At 69.9% G+C, this 16,853-nt stretch carries 19 protein-coding genes and 1 other annotated feature; of the genes, 2 read left to right on the forward strand and 17 right to left on the reverse strand.

What is annotated here, in order from left to right; translation table 11 throughout:
- Positions 1 to 163: 163 nt before the first annotated feature.
- The 5 genes from QQK49_RS14550 to QQK49_RS14570 are packed head-to-tail and all read right to left on the reverse strand — an operon-like array spanning position 164 to position 3,291.
- A complete protein-coding gene (locus tag QQK49_RS14550; protein WP_284304555.1) occupies positions 164 to 316 on the reverse strand; it encodes a TOBE domain-containing protein in 153 nt (50 codons plus the stop codon).
- Positions 313 to 1,239, reverse strand: a complete 927-nt coding sequence (locus tag QQK49_RS14555; RefSeq protein ID WP_284304556.1) for an ATP-binding cassette domain-containing protein — start codon at positions 1,237 to 1,239, stop codon at positions 313 to 315. Before QQK49_RS14555 ends, QQK49_RS14550 begins: the two co-directional genes overlap by 4 nt.
- On the reverse strand, positions 1,236 to 2,051 hold the full coding sequence (locus QQK49_RS14560) for an ABC transporter permease (RefSeq protein WP_284304557.1): 816 nt from the start codon (positions 2,049 to 2,051) through the stop codon (positions 1,236 to 1,238). The genes QQK49_RS14555 and QQK49_RS14560 overlap by 4 nt, the downstream gene beginning before the upstream one ends.
- Complete coding sequence (gene modA, locus QQK49_RS14565) at positions 2,048 to 2,875, reverse strand: molybdate ABC transporter substrate-binding protein (protein ID WP_284304558.1); 828 nt, start codon at positions 2,873 to 2,875, stop codon at positions 2,048 to 2,050. Before modA ends, QQK49_RS14560 begins: the two co-directional genes overlap by 4 nt.
- Positions 2,872 to 3,291, reverse strand: coding sequence for a TOBE domain-containing protein (locus QQK49_RS14570; protein WP_284304559.1), 420 nt, complete (start codon positions 3,289 to 3,291; stop codon positions 2,872 to 2,874). The genes modA and QQK49_RS14570 overlap by 4 nt, the downstream gene beginning before the upstream one ends.
- 256 nt (positions 3,292 to 3,547) lie before the next feature.
- On the opposite strand from QQK49_RS14570, the gene QQK49_RS14575 reads away from it, so the two are divergent.
- On the forward strand, positions 3,548 to 4,690 hold the full coding sequence (locus QQK49_RS14575; protein WP_284304560.1) for an acyl-CoA dehydrogenase family protein: 1,143 nt from the start codon (positions 3,548 to 3,550) through the stop codon (positions 4,688 to 4,690).
- Here QQK49_RS14575 and QQK49_RS14580 read toward each other — a convergent pair.
- On the reverse strand, positions 4,588 to 5,694 hold the full coding sequence (locus QQK49_RS14580) for a transposase (RefSeq protein ID WP_284304561.1): 1,107 nt from the start codon (positions 5,692 to 5,694) through the stop codon (positions 4,588 to 4,590). The genes QQK49_RS14575 and QQK49_RS14580 overlap by 103 nt on opposite strands.
- Positions 5,695 to 5,751: 57 nt before the next feature.
- Here QQK49_RS14580 and QQK49_RS14585 point away from each other — a divergent pair.
- Positions 5,752 to 7,048 (forward strand): IS3 family transposase gene (locus QQK49_RS14585; protein ID WP_431310540.1). Its coding sequence is split into 2 segments (ribosomal slippage): positions 5,752 to 6,042 and positions 6,044 to 7,048, totalling 1,296 coding nucleotides; the frame shifts between segments, so codons are not numbered across the junction.
- Positions 6,030 to 6,178 (forward strand) — a sequence feature (AL1L pseudoknot). Its footprint overlaps the gene before it by 149 nt.
- 80 nt (positions 7,049 to 7,128) lie before the next feature.
- On the opposite strand, the gene QQK49_RS14590 is transcribed toward QQK49_RS14585, so the two are convergent.
- From QQK49_RS14590 to QQK49_RS14640, 11 genes are all read right to left on the reverse strand, one after another.
- The gene (locus QQK49_RS14590) at positions 7,129 to 8,406 is read right to left on the reverse strand and encodes an IS256 family transposase (protein WP_431310566.1); all 1,278 of its coding nucleotides are present in this window, start codon (positions 8,404 to 8,406) and stop codon (positions 7,129 to 7,131) included.
- A 37-nt stretch (positions 8,407 to 8,443) separates the two neighbouring features.
- Positions 8,444 to 8,806, reverse strand: coding sequence for an IS110 family transposase (locus QQK49_RS14595; RefSeq protein WP_284304563.1), 363 nt, complete (start codon positions 8,804 to 8,806; stop codon positions 8,444 to 8,446).
- Between the two features lie 273 nt (positions 8,807 to 9,079).
- Positions 9,080 to 9,775 (reverse strand): hypothetical protein, encoded by a 696-nt coding sequence (locus QQK49_RS14600; RefSeq protein ID WP_284304564.1) that lies wholly within the window; start codon positions 9,773 to 9,775, stop codon positions 9,080 to 9,082.
- A gap of 63 nt (positions 9,776 to 9,838) precedes the next feature.
- Positions 9,839 to 10,291: a GatB/YqeY domain-containing protein gene (locus QQK49_RS14605; RefSeq protein WP_284304565.1), complete on the reverse strand. Its 453-nt coding sequence runs from the start codon at positions 10,289 to 10,291 to the stop codon at positions 9,839 to 9,841.
- 35 nt (positions 10,292 to 10,326) lie between these two features.
- The gene (locus tag QQK49_RS14610) at positions 10,327 to 10,953 is read right to left on the reverse strand and encodes a maleylpyruvate isomerase N-terminal domain-containing protein (RefSeq protein WP_284304566.1); all 627 of its coding nucleotides are present in this window, start codon (positions 10,951 to 10,953) and stop codon (positions 10,327 to 10,329) included.
- Between the two features lie 68 nt (positions 10,954 to 11,021).
- Positions 11,022 to 12,323 carry a TRAP transporter large permease gene (locus QQK49_RS14615; RefSeq protein ID WP_284304567.1) on the reverse strand — a complete coding sequence of 434 codons (1,302 nt, stop codon included), beginning with the start codon at positions 12,321 to 12,323 and terminating at the stop codon, positions 11,022 to 11,024.
- Entirely contained in the window at positions 12,320 to 12,892 is a 573-nt protein-coding gene (locus QQK49_RS14620) for a TRAP transporter small permease (RefSeq protein ID WP_284304568.1), read from the reverse strand. The genes QQK49_RS14615 and QQK49_RS14620 overlap by 4 nt, the downstream gene beginning before the upstream one ends.
- A 49-nt stretch (positions 12,893 to 12,941) precedes the next feature.
- Positions 12,942 to 13,940: a TRAP transporter substrate-binding protein gene (locus QQK49_RS14625; RefSeq protein ID WP_284304569.1), complete on the reverse strand. Its 999-nt coding sequence runs from the start codon at positions 13,938 to 13,940 to the stop codon at positions 12,942 to 12,944.
- Positions 13,941 to 14,110: 170 nt separating this feature from the next.
- Positions 14,111 to 14,794 (reverse strand): response regulator transcription factor, encoded by a 684-nt coding sequence (locus QQK49_RS14630; RefSeq protein ID WP_284304570.1) that lies wholly within the window; start codon positions 14,792 to 14,794, stop codon positions 14,111 to 14,113.
- Positions 14,791 to 16,311 (reverse strand): sensor histidine kinase, encoded by a 1,521-nt coding sequence (locus QQK49_RS14635; protein ID WP_284304571.1) that lies wholly within the window; start codon positions 16,309 to 16,311, stop codon positions 14,791 to 14,793. The genes QQK49_RS14630 and QQK49_RS14635 overlap by 4 nt, the downstream gene beginning before the upstream one ends.
- 14 nt (positions 16,312 to 16,325) lie before the next feature.
- Positions 16,326 to 16,820, reverse strand: coding sequence for a hypothetical protein (locus QQK49_RS14640; RefSeq protein WP_284304572.1), 495 nt, complete (start codon positions 16,818 to 16,820; stop codon positions 16,326 to 16,328).
- Positions 16,821 to 16,853 lie beyond the last annotated feature (33 nt).

Here is a 16,853-nt window from a genome sequence, read left to right on the forward strand (position 1 = left end):
GTCAACTCGCCTCGTGCGCGATCGGCCTGGCCGACACACAGAGCACCGCGAACCACGAGGACTGATCGAGGACTGATCGAGGACTGATCTCGAGCCACCCCTCGGAGGCGGTCCGAACCGGGCGAGGCGGGTCGAGAGCCGCTGCCCCGAGTACCGTCGCCGGTCACCCTCGCGTGGGGTGGAGGCGGATCTCCTGGGCCTTGACCACGGCGTGGACAGCCGAGCCCGGAGCCAGTCGGAGGTCGGCGACGGCGCCCGGGCTGAGGTCGGCGGCGATTCTCGGGCCTGCTGCGAGCTCGACGCCCACCCGGATCACTCCCCCACGGTCGGCGAGGTCCGTGACGACCCCCGGCCACACGTTTCGCGGGCTGCCCGCGGGTGGCTCGGCGTAGAGCGCGACGGCCGCGGGGGACCACACGGCGACGGCCGTCGGGTCGGTCCCCAGCGCTTCGTCGCGGACGCCACGGACCGCGAGACCCGATTCGGTCCGCAGCACGTCTCCCCCTCGGTGCGGCCACGGACGTGATTGACCCCCGCGAGACCGGCCGCGAACGCACTCGACGGCGCGCGCAACACCTCTGCCGTCGGTGCGCACTCGACGATGCGGCCGTTCTCGATCACCGCCAGGTCGTCGGCGAGGGCGAGCACGTCGAGCAGGTCGTGCGTGACGAGCACGGCCGGCACCGACGACCGTCGCAGCTCGGCGCCGAGGACGCGGCGCATCTGGGGAGCGGCATGGACGTCGAGGGCAGCGAACGGCTCGTCGAGGAGCACGGCCCGTGGTTGCGACGCCAGCGCCCTGGCCAGGGCGACCCGCGCTGCCTGCCCCCCGGAGAGCTGGGCCGGGAACCGCCGGGAGAACCGTGCCGCGTCGACCTCCTCCAACAGGTGGGTCGCCCGACGCCGCGCCTCCTCGCGCGACCTCCCCTGCGATCGCGGACCGAACTCGACGTTCGCCTGCACCCGCAGGTGAGGGAAGAGCAGCGGTTCCTGCCCGAGGACGGCGAGGCGCCGCTCGTGGGGTGGGGTGAACCGGCCGCGGGCGGAGTCGACCAGCACCGTGTCACCGACCGCGAGGTAGCCCTCGGCGGCCCGCAGCAACCCGGCGATGAGATCCACCGTCGTCGACTTGCCGGCACCGTTGGGGCCGACGAGCGCGAGCGTCCGACCGGCCTCGACAGCGAGCTCCGCGTCGTAACCGCGCTCAGGGACGACAGCCCGAAACCTCAACCCGCTCATGCATGCTCCCGCGCGGGCGCGTCGGCGGCGACCCGGCCCCGCCACGGTGATCCGCCGTGGTCGTAGGACACGGTCACGATCGCGATGGCCACGGCGACGAGCAGGAGCGAGAGTGCCACGGCGGCGTCGGGGTCCACCTCCCGCTGGAGGTAGATCTCGAGCGGCAGCGTGCGCGTGACCCCCTGCAGCGACCCGGCGAACGTCAGCGTCGCCCCGAACTCCCCGAGGCAGCGCGCGAAGGCGAGGGTCGCGCCCGACCGCAGACCCGGCCACACCAGCGGCAGCGTCACCCGCGTGAGGGCGCGCGTCGGGGAGGCTCCGAGGGTGGCCGCCGCCCGCTCGTATCGGGTGCCTGACGTGCGCAACGCCCCCTCGACGCCGACGACGAGGAAGGGCAGCGCGACGAACGTCTGCGCCAGGACGACGGCGAGGGTGGTGAACGCGATGCTCACCCCCAGCGCCTCGATGTGCCGGCCGATCAACCCCATCCGCCCGAACGTCGCGAGGAGGGCGAGACCACCGACCACCGGGGGGAGCACGAGAGGCACGAGGACGATGCCCCGCAGCCACCGCACCCGGCGATCCACCCGGGCGAGGACGAGCGCGAGCGGCACCCCCAGGAGGATGCAGAGCAGCGTGCTCACGACCGCCGTGCGCAGGCTGAGCCACAGTGCGGCGAGCGAGGACTCGCTGGACAGCAGGGTGGGCAGGCCGGCCCAGTCGACCCGGGCGAGGAGCCCCGCGAGCGGGCCGGCGACCAGGCAGAGCGCGAGGGCGGCCGGGATCCACACCCATCTGGGCAGGGGCGTCACGGGCGTCCGAACCCTGCGTCCTGCAGCACGGCACGGCCCCGCTCACCCAGCACGTAGGCGACGAACGCCTCGGCCGTGGCTCGCCGCCCGGGCTCCGCTGCGCCGAACTCGGTGACCGCGATCGGGTACCGGTTGACCAGCGCCGTCGCCTCGGGGATGTCGACGATCTCGACCCGGCCCTTCGCACGCTTGGCGTCGGTGACGTAGACGATGCCGGCGTCGGCCTGCCCGGAGGTGACCTTGCCGAGGACATCGGTGACGGACTGCTCCTCGCTCACCGGTTCGATGTCGATCCCGGCGGCCTGCTCCAGCTTGCGCGTGGTCGCACCGCACGGCACCTGCGGTGCACACACGACGGTCTTCACCCCCGGCCCCGCCAGCGCGGCGAGGGAGGTGAGCCCCGCCGGGTTGCCCGAGGGCGTCACGGCGGTGAGCGTGTTCGTCGCGAAGACCCGCGCGCCCTCGCCCGCCACCGACCCGTTCTCGACGGCGGTGCGCATCTGTTTCTCGTCGGCCGAGGCGAACACCGCCCCCGGCGCGCCCTGACCGAGTTGTGCGGCGAGGTCGGAGGATCCCGCGTAGGAGAACGACACCCGCGCGCCGTGGGCCTTCTCGAACTCGGGGCCGAGGGTGTCGAAGACCTCGGTGAGGGACGCCGCGGCGAAGACGGTGATGTCGGCCGGCGCCGCCGCCTGGGTGGCTCCGCCCGTCGCGGCCGGCGACGGGGCCTGAGCCCCGCACCCCGCGAGTACGACCGCGCAGGCGAATCCGAGCGCGACGGCACGGACGGGCGCGAGCGCAGCCCTCCGGGAGGTGAGGCTCATGCGAGTTCTCCCAACGATTCCACGACGACGGTCGTGGCCTTGACGACGGCGGCGGCGAGACATCCGGGGCGCAGCCCGAGATCGCGGACCGCGTCGCTACTCATGAGGGACGTGATGGTGAACGGCCCGCAGCGCAGTCGGACCTGCGCCATCACCGAGTCGACGCGGACGTCGGTGACGATGCCGACCAACCGGTTGCGGGCCGACGTCGCGGCCCCACCATCGGGCGCCGCCCCTTGTCGCGATTCGGCGAACGCGACGAGATCGACCCCGGTGACGGTCGTGCGGCCGGAGTCGTCCTTGTCGGCCGCGAGATCGCCGCGAGTGATGGCGCGCCGCAGTGTGTCGTCGCTGACACCGACGAGGAGCGATGCCTCCCGCAGCCCGAACCGATCGCGCGTCTCCACGTTCCCCATACCGAGGATGGTATCCGCATATGCGGGAGCCTGATCGACAGATGATTCGCATCTGCGTTTCTCGCCCCACTGACAACACCGCAGTAGCGGGAAACTCGAGGTCGCCGCGTGTGAGCAGGGAGACCCACGAGAGTCGCCGAAGCCCGCCTGGTCACGCCGACCGGGCGCCGATCACCGAACGAGAGGCCGCCACCGCCCGAGGACCCGCTCCACCGTTCGCCCGATCCGGCTCCCTGAGCGGGCCTAATCTGGCCGCATGACTGCCACGCGACTGCTGCCGAGCTCGGAGGCCCACGACCTCATCGCCATGACCCGAGAGGTGTGCAACGAGCGCCTCCGGCCCATCGTCGACGAGATGGAGGCGAAGGCCGAGTTCCCGCGCGACATCTTCGCGTTCCTGGGCGACCAGGGCCTGCTCACCCTGCCCTACCCCGAGGACGTCGGTGGCGGTGGGCAGCCTTACGAGGTCTACCTGCAGGCGCTGGAGGAGATCGCGTCGGCGTGGATGAGCGTCGCCGTGGGGGTGTCGGTGCACTCGCTCACCTGCAACCCGATCTTCGCGTTCGGATCGGACGAGCAGAAGGCGCGCCTCCTGCCCGAGATGCTCGACGGGTCGAAGCTCGGCGCCTACTGCCTGTCCGAGCCCGATGCCGGTTCGGACGTGGCGGCCATCTCGACCCGCGCGCGTCGTGAGGGCGACGACTACGTCCTCACCGGCGTCAAGGCGTGGATCTCGCACGCGGGGCACGCCGACTTCTACACGACCTTCGCCCGCACCAGCGATGACGGCCCGCGCGGCCTGTCCTGCTTCCACGTCCCCGCAGGCACGCCCGGGATGGAGTTCGCGCCGCCGGAGCGCAAGATGGGCCTCGACTGCGACACCGTCGGCCAGGTGATCTTCGACGACGCCCGCATCCCTGCGGACCACCTCATCGGCGCCGAGGGGCAGGGCATGACGATCGCGCTGTCCGCCCTGGACGCCGGCCGTCTCGGCATCGCCGCCGCCGCGACCGGACTCGCCCAGGCCGCTCTCGATCAGGCCGTGGCCTACGCCAAGGAGCGCAAGGCATTCGGCAAGCCGATCTCGGAGTTCCAGGGCCTGGCGTTCCTGCTGGCGGAGATGGAGGCGGCGGTGACGAGCGCCCGCGCGAGCTACCTGCACGCGGCCCGCCTCAAGGACGCGGGCAAGGCCATGAGCAAGGAGGCCTCGGTCGCCAAGATGATCTGCACCGACGCCGCGATGCGGGTGACGACCGACGCCGTCCAGGTGCTCGGCGGCTACGGCTACACCAAGGACTACCCGGTCGAGCGGTACATGCGCGAGGCCAAGGTCACCCAGATCTTCGAGGGCACCAACCAGATCCAGCGCCTCGTCATCTCCCGCCACCTGCTCAAGTGAGGTCGTGAGGTCGTGAGGGCGCGGGCGCGGGCCTCCGCCCTCGTCCCGCGCCGAAACCGGCACCCTTCTGTGTCAAGCGGGGGTCTTGAGGGGGTCGTATTCTGGGTGGTGACGGGTCCGGGAAGTGATTGATCCGAAGTGTCGGTGTGGGGCTGTGAGCCGGCCGCGCTGGATGACAGTGACGCGCCCCGGTGTCCTCCTGGGCCCGTCCTTTGTGTGGTGAGGACGTCGTTGAGCATGGTGCGGTAGAGGATGTCGGATAGGCGTCGTTTCAGGCAGCGCATTGCTTCGCTGGGGCGTTTGCCGGCGGCGATTTTCCGGTCGTAGTAGGCCCGTCCTTGGGTTGTGGGGGTGCGCAGCTGGACGATGGCCATGATGTGCAGCACGTGGTTGATCTGTCGGTTCCCGCCGCGGGAAAGGCGGTGGCGGGTGTTGTCACCGGAGGAGGCGTCGATCGGGGCGGTACCGTTCCAGGACGCGAAGTGGCCTTTGCTGGGGAACCGGGTGATGTCACCGATCTCGACCAGCAGCCGGGCGGCGCCGGTGGGCCCGATGCCGTGCAACCTGAGCAGGGCGGTTCCGGTGCTCTTGAGGAGCTCGATGAGTTCCTTGTCCGCGCTCTTCTTGCGGGTGTGGATCCGTTCCAGGTCGACCACCAGTTCCAGGGCGACCCGTTTGCGGGTCTTGCCCAGGGCGTCCTTGGGTCGCACGCCGGTCAGGATCGTGCGGGCCTGGGCGGCGGACAGGTCTTTCTTGGCCCCACCAGGGACGATCGCAAGCAGCAGGGCGTGCAGCTGGCAGATCTTGCGGACGTGTTCCTCCCCGATCCGGCGGCGCCGGTCGACCAGCAGCCGCAGGACTTCCAGCTGTTCGTCGTGGGCCACCGACTGCAGCCCCGCGATCCGGGCCCCGACCAGGGCGATGGAGTGGGCGTCGGTGTCATCGGTCTTGCGGCCCTGGCCGGTGGCGAAGATCCGCATCCGGGCGGACAGCTTGGCCGGCACGTTGAATCGCCCCGGGTCTGATGGAGGCTCTCAATCCTGGGAAGGATGATGAGAGTCATGGCAGCACCGAGGAAGTACAGCGTCGAGCTCCAGCAGCGAGCCACGCGGATGGCGATGGACGCAAGGAAGGACCCGGAGTCGGCGCGTGGGGCGATCAAGCGGGTCGCTGACCAGCTCGGGGTTCACCCCGAAGCGCTGAGAAACTGGGTACGTCAGGCCGAGATCGACGGCGGTGTGCGGCCCGGCACGACCACCGACGATGCGACCAGGCTGGCCGAGCTTGAGCGCGAGGTCCGCGAGCTGCGCCGGGCGAACGAGATCCTGAAGACGAGCGCAGCTTTTTCGCAGCTGCGGAGCTCGACCGCAAGATCAAGTAGAGGTGCCCACCGCGGTGCTGGTCGACTACATCGACCAGCACCGCGACCGGTTCGGGGTCGAGCCGATCTGCGCCGTCCTGAAGGACGCCGGCGTCCAGATCGCCCCGAGCACCTACTACGCCGCCAAGACCAGGCCACCGTCCGCACGCGCGGTCCGCGATGCCGAGTTGGTCGTCGACATCAAGACCGCTCACAAGGCGAACCTGGGTGTCTACGGCGTTCGGAAGATCCACGCCGAGCTCAACCGCGAGGGCGTCAAGGTCGCCCGCTGCACCGTGGAGCGGTTGATGCGAGCCGAGGGCCTGCGCGGGATCCCGCGCGAGAAGACCCGCAAAACCACCATCGGCGACGGCGCTGAGACCGAGCGTCCCGAGGACAAGGTCAACCGGAAGTTCGTGGCCACGGCGCCAAACCAACTGTGGGTGGCCGATCTGACCTACGTCCGCACGAACGCGGGCTGGACCTACGTCGCGTTCGTCCTTGACGTCTTCAGCAGGATGATCGTGGGTTGGCAGGTGTCGACCAGTCTGCGGACCGACCTGGCGTTGGATGCTCTCGACATGGGCCTGTGGGCCCGGCAGCGAGCCGGCCAGGACGTCACCGGCCTGATCCACCACAGCGACCGCGGAGTCCAGTATCGAGCGATTCGCTACACCGAGCGACTGGCTGAGGCCGAGGCTGTCGCATCCGTCGGATCCAAGGGGGACAGCTACGACAACGCCATGGCCGAGGCGCTGAACTCGTTGTTCAAGGCCGAATGCATCCGCAACCCGGTGATGCGGCCCAAGGGCGGCTGGAAGTCGGTCGTCGACGTGGAGATCGCCGTCGCCGAGTACGTCGACTGGTTCAACCACCGGCGCCTTCACGGCGAGATCGGGCTCGTCCCGCCCGCCGAGTGTGAGGCCGACCACTGGGCATCACAACCCGCGAAGCATTACCATCAGAACCCGGTCCTCACCGAGGTCGGATCCAACTAACCGAGCCTCCACGAAACCCGGGGCGATTCACGTCGAGCCTGTCAAGTTGTCTGTGTAAGTGACCTGGGTCTCATGGGGTGTTACAGGTAGGGGTTGATGCGGTCGGGATAGATCAGGGCGAGCTCTCCCAGGGCGGCTTTCCAGCCTTGGATGACGGAACCCTCGACGAGCTTGCCGGGCGCCTTGCGGGGAGTTCCTCTGGGGGCGCCGGCTTCCTTGGCGCGTTCACGGGCCCGCTTGTCCTCGATGTTGCGGATGGCCAGCCACAGCAGCTTGATCGCGGCCGTGTCGCTGGGGAAGTGGCCGCGGTTCTTGATGATCTTGCGTAGCTGGTAGTTGAGCGACTCGATCGAGTTGGTCGTGTAGATGACCTTCCTCAACGCCGGCCCGAACGCCAGGAACGGGGTGAACCGCTCCCATGCGTTCTCCCAGGAGGCCACGGCGGCGGGGTACTTCTTGCCCAGGTTCGAGTCGGCGAACGCGGTCAGCGCCATCAACGCCGCGTCCTCGTTCGCGGCGGTGTAGATCGGACGCAGCATCGCCGCGACGGCCTTGCGGTCGGTGTAGGAGACGAACCGCATCGAGGCCCGGATCAGGTGCACGACGCACGTTTGGACCATCGCGCGGGTCCAGGTCGCCTCGATCGCCTCGGGGAAGCCGGTCAGACCGTCGCAGCAGACGATCAGCACGTCCTTGACGCCGCGGTTGGCCAGCTCCGCGCACACCGAGGCCCAGAACTTCGCGCCCTCGACGGCTTGGACCCAGATGCCCAAGACGTGCTTGACGCCATCCAGGTCCACGCCGACAGCGATGTGCGCAGCCCGGTTGGCCACGTGCGCGCCGTCACGGATCTTCACCACCAGCGCGTCGAGGTAGATCACCGGGTAGAACGCCTCCAACGGCCGCGTCTGCCACGCGGTGACCTCCTCGGCCACGGCGTCGGTCACGTTGCTGATCGTCTCGTGGGACAGCTCAGTGCCCAGCGTCGCAGCCAGATGATGCTGGATGTCGCGGATGGTCATCCCGCCCGCGTACAGCGAGATGATCATGTCCTCCAGTCCACCCAGACGCCTTGCGCCCTTGGGCACCAACGACGACGCGAAGGTGGAGTTACGATCCCTCGGCCGGTCCAAGCCGACGTCCCCGACCTCGGTCCCGACCGTCTTCGGGGTCGTGCCGTTGCGCGAGTTGCCCGAGCCGTTCCCACCCGGGTCGCCCTTCTCATACCCGAGGTGGTCGGTCAGCTCGGCCTGCATGCCCCGCTCGAGGACTGCCTTGATCATCTCGGGCAGGAATCCGCCCTCACCCGTCAGCGACAGGCCCCGCTCGTCGGTGGCGGCCATCAGCTTGTCGAGCATCTCGTCGTCGAAGAACTCACGACGCAACTGACGCGCTTCAGGCTCCTGCCCGGGCTCGTCGCTCTTCTTCGGCTTGGTCATAGCCATAGTCAATCTCCTTCAGGTGGGAGACCCCTCGCTTAAACAGACCATCTGACACCCCCGGCACGTCCACGACCTGCTCGCCCAGCGGCAACAACCTGGCCACGACATGTCGACCGATGCCCTCACAGCCCTCGACCGCCCACCTCCGTTGGGGCCAACGCCTGACGTACTCCAGCATCGCGGCGAAGCCGTCCTCGTCGGTGGTGAACTGTCCGTGTCCGAGGATCTGCTCCTTGGGAGTCATCACCTCGATCGTGACGGTGCGCTTGTGCGGGTCCATCCCGATCACGACCGGACCCGGTGCCTGCTCGTTCATCAGCTGCCTCCTGACATCCTCGACATCGGTTGTGTCGGTCCGGAGGGCACCGCTACTACCAGCAGAGCAATCCCTTCTTCAGCCTCTCCCGACCATGTCGGTGGCCGGAGCAGCGCAAGCCGGTCGAGAGTCACACCACCAGGATGGACAGCCGGAAAAGAGCGACTACCCCGACCACCTAGACCGAGCCTGGCCAGGCACCGATCCTGAGGTCAATAGAACTAGTAGCCGGTTATAGGCGGCGGTTTCGGCGGAAATGCTCCGCGTGCGGGCTCAGGGCTTGGCCGCCACCTGGGCCAGCTTCGCGGCGAGTTCGGCGTCGGTGAGCAGGCCCTTGGCGTGGAGGTCGGCGAGGACACCCATGAGCACGCCCTTGTCGGCCTCGGCCGACTTGGCGGAGGTGTTCTCGGCCTCCGGCTCCTGCGGCGAACCGGCCGGGGTCACCGCATCGACGACACCCTGGGCTGCGGCGTCCTGATCGAGCACCGCCTGGGCCGGGGCGTCGGCGACGGGTCGGGCGGGCACGGGAGCGATCGGCGCGGGCCGGATCGGGACCCGGCCGTGAGCACCGGGACGGGTCACCTCGAGGACGAGCCCCGGGACGATCTCCCGCAACCGCCCCACGAGGCGCCCGGAGTCCTCCACGTGCATCTTGCGCACCACCAACCGGCCCGAGGCCGTGGTCAGCGCGAACCCGTCGTGCACCACCGGGTCGTAGTCGAGCTTCTGCGCGCCCGCGAGCGCGTGGTCGCGGTAGTGGTACTTCGAGTAGTCGTCCCGCAGGCCGATGATCCGCCGGTCGGTGAGGATCAGCAGCCCGTCGCCGCCCGAATACAGGCAGGCGGCGAGCTCCTGCACGATCTCCTCGGGATCGATGATCTCGTGCAGGTTCTTGATGGCGGTGCGCGTCCCGAACGTCACACGCATGCGGGCCTCGGCCTCGGCGATGTCACGGCGCGGCGAACTCATGTGTCCCCGTACGGCAGATCGGCGAGCGACCTGAGCCTCTCACGACGTGCAGCGCAGGGAATCTCAGCGCGAGAGTGCCCTCTTGACGGCCGCGGCCACCCGTCCGCCGTCGGCACGCCCGGCGACCTCGGCCTGCGCGGCCTTCATGACCTGCCCCATCTGCGCCATGCCGGTGGCGCCCGTGGACGCGACCGCCGCGGCGGCGATGGCGTCGAGTTCGTCGTCCTCGAGCTGGGCCGGGAGGTAGGCCTCGAGGACGACGAGCTCGGCCCGCTCACGCTCGGCGAGCTCGGGACGTCCGGCGCCGTCGTAGGCCGTCGCCGACTCCTTGCGTTTCTTGGCCTCCTTGCCCAGCACGGCCAGGACCTCGTCGTCGCTCAGCTCACGCGCCTGTTTGCCGCCGACCTCGGCGTTGGTGATGGCGGTCAGCGCGAGACGCAGAGTCGCCGAGCGCACCTGGTCACGCTCACGGATGGCGGTGTGCAGGTCGTTCTGGATCGTGCTCTTGAGGCTCATGCGCCCATTCTCACCGACAGGGCGCTCAGGCGAGCTCAGTGGCTGTCGGCGCGCGTGAAGACGCTGGTGTCGCTCCATCGGCCGCGGCCGGTGAGGGCGCCGACGAGTTCGGGCCCGTGGCCGAGTTCGACGGCGATGCGGGAGGCGAGCGAGACGGTCTCGGTGACGGCCTCGGGGTGAGGCGCGAACTCGATCCCCGCGGCCCGCGCGATGTCGTACCCGTGCACGATGAGCTCGAAGGTGCGCGTCGGCAGGTACGTCGAGAGCAACATGCCGCCGGCGAGGGTGGAGACGACCGGGTCGACGTTGGCGGGCACCTTGTCCAGGACGCCCCTGACCTGCCGCGCCAGCCCGGCGAAGGCGGCGGGGATGTCGTCGCCGAGGGACTGCCCGGCCTCGACGCCACGCGCGGCGATCTTCTCGTCCTGTTGGGGTGAGTCGGCGACCCACACGTAGTAGGAACGCGCGTCCGGGCACGTGACGCTCGTCGCCGGCATCTTGAGATACGTGATGACCGTCGACATGGCACGGCTCGTATGGCCGATCAGCCCACGCATGTCCCACACACCCAGGCCGGGGCCGGCCAGAGCGTCGGCGGGAACGCGCGAGACGAGTTCTGCTACAGCGTCGGTCGTGTCGAGGAAGCTCCGTCGGGGGTCCATGGACGAAGGATGGAACAGGCCGCGCTCCCCCACAAGACCCCTGCCCACTGGGCGGGCATCCGAGGCACTCACATGAGGCCCATCAACGAGGGCAGCCCGGTCGACAGCGCGGGCACGTACGTCACGACGAGCAGCAGCGCGACCAGGGCGACGAGGTAGGGGATGAGCCTTCGCGTCACCTGTTCGATCGTCACCCCACTGATGCTGCACGCGACGAACAACACCGATCCGACGGGCGGGGTCATCGTGCCGATGCACATCGAGAACACGAGGACGACGCCGAAGTGGACGGGGTCCATGCCGAGCTCGGTGGCCATGGGCAGGAAGATCGGCGTGAAGATGAGGATCGCCGGCGTGATGTCCATGAACGTGCCGACGACCAGCAGCACGACGACCATGAGCAGATAGACGACGTACGTGCTGCCCGAGACCGACAGGACCGCGGCGCTGATGGCGTCGGGGATGCCCGTGTAGGCCATGACCCAGGACAGGGCCGAGGAGGCCGAGATGAGGAACAGGATGATGCCGCTGGTCGCCGCCGTGGCGAGCAGCACCTCCTTGAACGCCGACCACGACATGCTGCGGTAGATCAGCGACAACACCAGGCAGTAGAGCACCGCGACGGCCGCACCCTCGGTCGCGGTGAACACGCCGGCGACGATGCCGCCGACGACCACGACGATGAGCAGCAGGCTGGGGATCGCCCGCAGCGTCACCCGGCCGGCCTCGGCCAGGCTCGGCCGCGGCGACGTCGGATACCCGGCCTTGCGGGCGTGGACGTAGGCGATGGCCATGGTCACCAAGCCCATGAGGATGCCCGGCACATACCCGGCCATGAACAGGGCCGAGACCGACACCCCGCCCGCGATCATCGAGTAGACGATGAACGCCGTGGTCGGAGGGATGAGCAGCCCGGTCGGCGCGGAGGCGATGTTGACGCTGGTCGCGAAGGCGGGGTCGTAACCCTCGTCCTTCTCGCGGCCGTGCAGCGTCCCGCCGATGGCGGCGGCCGCCGCGACCGCCGAGCCCGACAGGGATCCGAAGATCATGTTGCCGATGACGTTGGTCTGGGCCAGCGATCCGGGGATCCGGCCGGCGATGACCTGGGCGAGGTCGATGAGCCGCCCGGCGATGCCGCCGTTGTTCATGATGTTGCCGGCGAGGATGAACAACGGGACCGCGATCAGCGAGAAGCTGTCGAGGCCGCTGTTCATCTTCTGCATGACGATGAAGACGACCTGTTCCCACGTGAGGAAGAACAGCGCGGTGACGATCGAGCTGATGGCGATCGCCACCGAGATCGGCACGCTGAGGACGAGCAGCAACAGGAAGACGGCCAGGAGCGCGAGGGCCGCGAGGGTGACGCTCATGCCGTGCCCCCCGTCGTGTCGCCGTCCTCGGATCCGGCGAGCGCCGCGTCGGGGTCCACGACGTCCTCCCAGACGTTGACGAGCTGCACGAGGACGATGAGAGCTCCCGCGATCGGCGCGACGCCGTAGACGATCGAGCGGGGGATGCCGAGCAGCGCGGACGTCTCGTGTCGCGCCGCGTAGGCGAGCAGTGCACCGCCGATCGTGATGACGGCCAGGGCGAACACGAGGACGAGCAGGTCGACGGCGACGACCAGCGCGCGACGTCCGGCCGTGGGCAGTGTGTCGCGGACCACGACCAGCGCCATGTGGCGTCGGGTCGCGAAGGCGTAGGCGGCGGCGACGAACCCGGTCCAGATCAGGCAGTACCGCACGAGCTCCTCCGTGAAGTCCGCAGGAGCGCCGAGGACGTACCGCGTGAACACCTGGTAGAGCACCAGCAGCGTCATGGCGATCAGCAGTGCCGCCGCGGTCCAGGCCAGGACGGCGGCGAGCACCTCCCGGGCGCGCAGGAGCACCGGTGGCATCCGACCTCCCGCGCTCGTGGCCGTCGACGTGGTGGTGCTCATCGCCTCGCGCTCCTCACCGTGGTGGTCACGTGCTCGTGCGGGGTGGCGGTCATCGTGCCGCGGAGATCGACTCGAGCACCCGGGCGACGCCGGGATACTCCTGCCGGTAGCGATCCACGAGCGGCCGCGTCGCCTCACGGAAGGCCCGGGTGTCGACGTCCTCCACGAACGTCACGCCCATGCCGCGCGCCTCCTCGATCGCCTTCTGCGTCTCGGCCTCCCAGGCCTTCGTGTGCGCCTCGGTGGAGGCGGCTGCCGCGTCGGTGAGGAGCTTCTGGTCCTCCGCGGACAGTCGCTCCAGCACGGGGGTGCCGATGACGAGGACGTCGGGGATCCGGGTGTGTTCGTTGACCGAGAAGGTCTTGGCGACCTCGCCGTGCTTGCTCTGGGTGAGCACGGTCTCGTTGCTCTCGGCGCCGTCGACGATGCCGGTCTGCAGCGCCGTGTAGGTCTCCCCCAGGGGCATGACGACGGGCGTGCCGCCGAGTGTGGAGACCATGTCGGTCTGCGAGCGCATGTCCTGCACACGGATCTTCAGGCCTTTGAGGTCCTGCGGCCGCCTGATGGGGCGGTCGACGGTGTAGAAGGACCGCGCGCCGGAGGTGTAGTAGGTGAGGCCGACGAACCCCTTGTCCGCGGTGGAGGCGAAGAACTCGCGCATCCCCGGCGACGTCATCGCCCTGCGGTAGCTCTCGGCGTCCTCGAACAGGTACGGCAGACCGAAGGCGTGGTAACCCTCCTCGACGGTCGCGAGCCCGGGCGCGCTGACCCTGGTCATGTCGACGACGCCCGCCATGAGCTGCTCGAGGACCTCGGTCTCGGAGCCGAGTTGCCCGTTGGGGTGGATCCGGACCGTGATGCGGCCGCCGCTGTCGTTCTTCACACGGTCGGCGAAGTCCTGCAGGGCCGTGGACGTGACGTGTGTGTCGCCGAGGCTGTGGGCGAGGGTCAACACCAGGGGGTTCTGCGGCGTGGCGTCCTCGCTGCGTCCGGCCCCACGACCGGCACAGGCGGTGACTCCGAGGAGGAGGAGGGCCGCGACCAGCACGGTCCACACCCGAGCGGTCGTCGATCGGCCCTGGTGGCGGACGGGGATCGGCCTCGCTGCGTGATCCCTGCGACTGCGGTGGCGCACGGGGTGATGCTCCCTCCGACGAGGCCCTCAGGGGCCCGGATGGGTCCGGATGCGCCCGACCCTACCGGCGCAGACCGCGCACGTCACCGACCTTCGGAGGACCGCCCGTTCGGCGCGATGCGGTATCCCATCCCGCGGACGGTGACGATCCGGTCGGCGCCGAGCTTCTTGCGCAGGTAGCCCACGTAGACGTCGACGACGTTCGAGCCGGGGTCGAAATCCATCCCCCACACCTGGGAGAGCAGTTGCTCCCGGCTGAGGACCCGGCCCGGGTGACGCAGGAAGGTCTCCAGGAGCGTGAACTCGCGCGAGGACAGGTCGAAGAGCCGCCCACCCACGCTCACCTGTCGGCCGTGGAGGTCGAGGACGACGTCCCCGGACTCCAGGGTCGAGGGGGACTCGGGGCGGGCGTCGCGCAACCGCAACCGGATTCGAGCGAGGAGCTCCTCGAACCTGAAGGGCTTGGCCATGTAGTCGTCGGCGCCCCCCTCGAGGCCGGCGATCGTGTCCTCGGCGGAGTCGCGGGCGGTGAGCACGATGACCGGGACCGTTCCGCCCTGGGCCCGGATGCGGCGCAGCACCTCGAAGCCGTCGATGTCGGGCAGCCCGATGTCGAGCACGACGAGCCCGACGTCACCGTGCAGCGCCACCGGCACGGCCGCGTGCCCTGAGTCGACGACGATCGGGGCGAACCCGGCGGCCTTGAGGCCCTTGGACACGAACGAGGCGATGCGCGGCTCGTCCTCCACGACGAGGATCGACGTCATGAGCTCTCCTCCAGGGTTCGATCGGAGTGACCGGACATCTCGGAGCGGTCCGGGCCGACCCCAGGGGCGGCCTGGGTCGACTGGGCGGGGATCGAGATGACGAACGTGGCGCCGGCGCCGGGCATGCCACGGTAGTCGACCCGCCCGCCGTGCGCCTCGGCGATGGCGGCGACGATGGAGAGCCCGAGGCCGGAGCCCGACCCGGACGGTGCCGAGCCGCGCTGGAAGCGCTCGAAGATGGCGTCCTGGTCCTCCGGCGGGACTCCCGGGCCGGTGTCGCGGACCCACACCTCGACCTCGTCGCCGGACCGCACGGCGCCGAGGGCGATCCGGTCGCCTTCGGCCGTGTGCCGGATGGCGTTGGACGTGAGCTGCAGGAGCGCCTGGGTGAGCCGGTTGGGGTCGACGTCGATCACGGCCCCGGAGGTGGCGTCGATGCCCCACGTGCGGTCGGCCAGCGGGCGGACCCGGTCGAGGACCCCGGTGACGACGTCGTCGATGTCGGTCGGGCGGAGGTCCACGAAGTCGGGCCGGGCGGAGCGGGCGAGCAGGACCAGCTCGTCGACCAGGCGTGACATGCGGTCGAGCTCGTCGAGGCAAAGGACGCGGGTCTCGGCCACGTCGTCGGGGTCGGTGGCGTCCATCATCTCGAGGTGGCCGCTGACGATCGTCAGGGGCGTGCGCAGTTCGTGACCGACGTCGTCGAGGAGCGCACGCTGGTCGCGGAAGGCGCGATCGAGCCGGTCGAGCATGCCGTTGACGGTGCGGGTGAGGCGGGCGAGGTCGTCGGCACCCTGCTCGGGGATGCGTTCGGAGAGGTCCTCCTCGGTGATGCGTTCGGCCGTCGCGGCCAGGCGGCGCAGGGGCCGCAGCTGTCGCCACAGCAGGAGGGTCGACACGACGCCGACCACGAGGAGCGCAAGGCCCGCCGAGACCGCGTACGCCCGGTGCATGCCGGTGGCCTCGTCGTACTCGGCGTCGAGATCGACGGCGGCGACGAACACGCCCTGACTCGGATCGCCGGCGACTCTGACGGGGACGGCCACGTACCGGATGCGTCGGCCCTCGTGGTCGAGGTCGGCGAGCTGCGGCGCCGTGTCGGGGGCGATGCGCGAGGCCGACGCCGCGAGCGCCTGCACCTCGCGGTCGGTGAAACGCGGCTCCCAGCTCGCGACGAAGGGGATCTGCCCGTCGATGAGCACGAGGAAGTCCTCGTGATGATCAGGCACGTTGCGCCGCAGCGCCTCGAACAGCAGGTGCTCGAGCGTGGCGAACCGCTCCCCCTCGGCGTCGCGCCCCTCCTGGGCCAGGGTGCGCAGCTCGGCCACCTCCTGGGACAGCGCCTGATCGACGCGGGCGTGGACGACCCGCTGGTGGACGATGCCCGCGACCACGGCCGAGAACACCAGACCCAACGCGGTCAGGACGACGACGCCGACGATGATCCGGGTGGTGACGCCGACGCCGCGGCGTTCACCCCGCATGGGGCGGCGGGGGCGTGATCGCGGACCGGGCATGAACACGGTGGTGCTCAGTCGTCATCACCGTCATCGTCATCGTCGTCATCATCATCGTCGTCATCGTCATCATCATCACGGTCATCATCGCCCGCGGAGGCCGGAGGGACGTAGCGGCGCGGCTCCGGCGGGGCGACCGTGCGACGGGGCGCGGCCGTGCGCGCCGGCCGGGCGTCGTCCCGAGCGCGCGACGAACTCTGCGTGCGTCCGGAGGAGCCCGAGCCGGATGACGAGCGGGTCGCGCGGTCACGATCCGCGGTCGTCCGTGGCTCCCCCGTCGCCGTGGCCTCGGCCGGGGAGGTCGTTGCCGTCGTCGGAGTGGCGGGCGTGGACGGGGAGGGGCTTGCCGGCGGGCTCGTCCCCTCGAGGTCACGGCCGTCGACGACCACGGCCCCACCGAGGGTGGGCGGCGGCTCCCAGGGCCGCAGCAGGGTCGTGACGGCGATCGCGAGGGCGATCCCGACGGCACCGAGGACGAGGGCGAGGACGAGGGCTGATGTGCGACTCACACCTCGACTGTGCGCCACGGGTGTTGCGCCCTC

It is taken from the genome of Mobilicoccus caccae (assembly GCF_030161635.1).
In the GTDB taxonomy this organism is placed as follows: domain Bacteria; phylum Actinomycetota; class Actinomycetes; order Actinomycetales; family Dermatophilaceae; genus Mobilicoccus; species Mobilicoccus caccae.

Coding starts and splice junctions, on each gene's coding strand:
- QQK49_RS14605 (WP_284304565.1), bottom strand. CDS start 10,291: ATGAGCCTCAAGAGCACGATCCAGAACGACCTGCACACCGCCATCCGT.
- QQK49_RS14635 (WP_284304571.1), bottom strand. CDS start 16,311: ATGCCCGGTCCGCGATCACGCCCCCGCCGCCCCATGCGGGGTGAACGC.
- QQK49_RS14620 (WP_284304568.1), bottom strand. CDS start 12,892: ATGAGCACCACCACGTCGACGGCCACGAGCGCGGGAGGTCGGATGCCA.
- QQK49_RS14570 (WP_284304559.1), bottom strand. CDS start 3,291: ATGGGGAACGTGGAGACGCGCGATCGGTTCGGGCTGCGGGAGGCATCG.
- QQK49_RS14600 (WP_284304564.1), bottom strand. CDS start 9,775: ATGAGTTCGCCGCGCCGTGACATCGCCGAGGCCGAGGCCCGCATGCGT.
- QQK49_RS14630 (WP_284304570.1), bottom strand. CDS start 14,794: ATGACGTCGATCCTCGTCGTGGAGGACGAGCCGCGCATCGCCTCGTTC.
- QQK49_RS14615 (WP_284304567.1), bottom strand. CDS start 12,323: ATGAGCGTCACCCTCGCGGCCCTCGCGCTCCTGGCCGTCTTCCTGTTG.
- QQK49_RS14575 (WP_284304560.1), top strand. CDS start 3,548: ATGACTGCCACGCGACTGCTGCCGAGCTCGGAGGCCCACGACCTCATC.
- QQK49_RS14595 (WP_284304563.1), bottom strand. CDS start 8,806: ATGAACGAGCAGGCACCGGGTCCGGTCGTGATCGGGATGGACCCGCAC.
- QQK49_RS14590 (WP_431310566.1), bottom strand. CDS start 8,406: ATGCTCGACAAGCTGATGGCCGCCACCGACGAGCGGGGCCTGTCGCTG.
- QQK49_RS14610 (WP_284304566.1), bottom strand. CDS start 10,953: ATGGACCCCCGACGGAGCTTCCTCGACACGACCGACGCTGTAGCAGAA.
- QQK49_RS14555 (WP_284304556.1), bottom strand. CDS start 1,239: ATGAGCGGGTTGAGGTTTCGGGCTGTCGTCCCTGAGCGCGGTTACGAC.
- modA (WP_284304558.1), bottom strand. CDS start 2,875: ATGAGCCTCACCTCCCGGAGGGCTGCGCTCGCGCCCGTCCGTGCCGTC.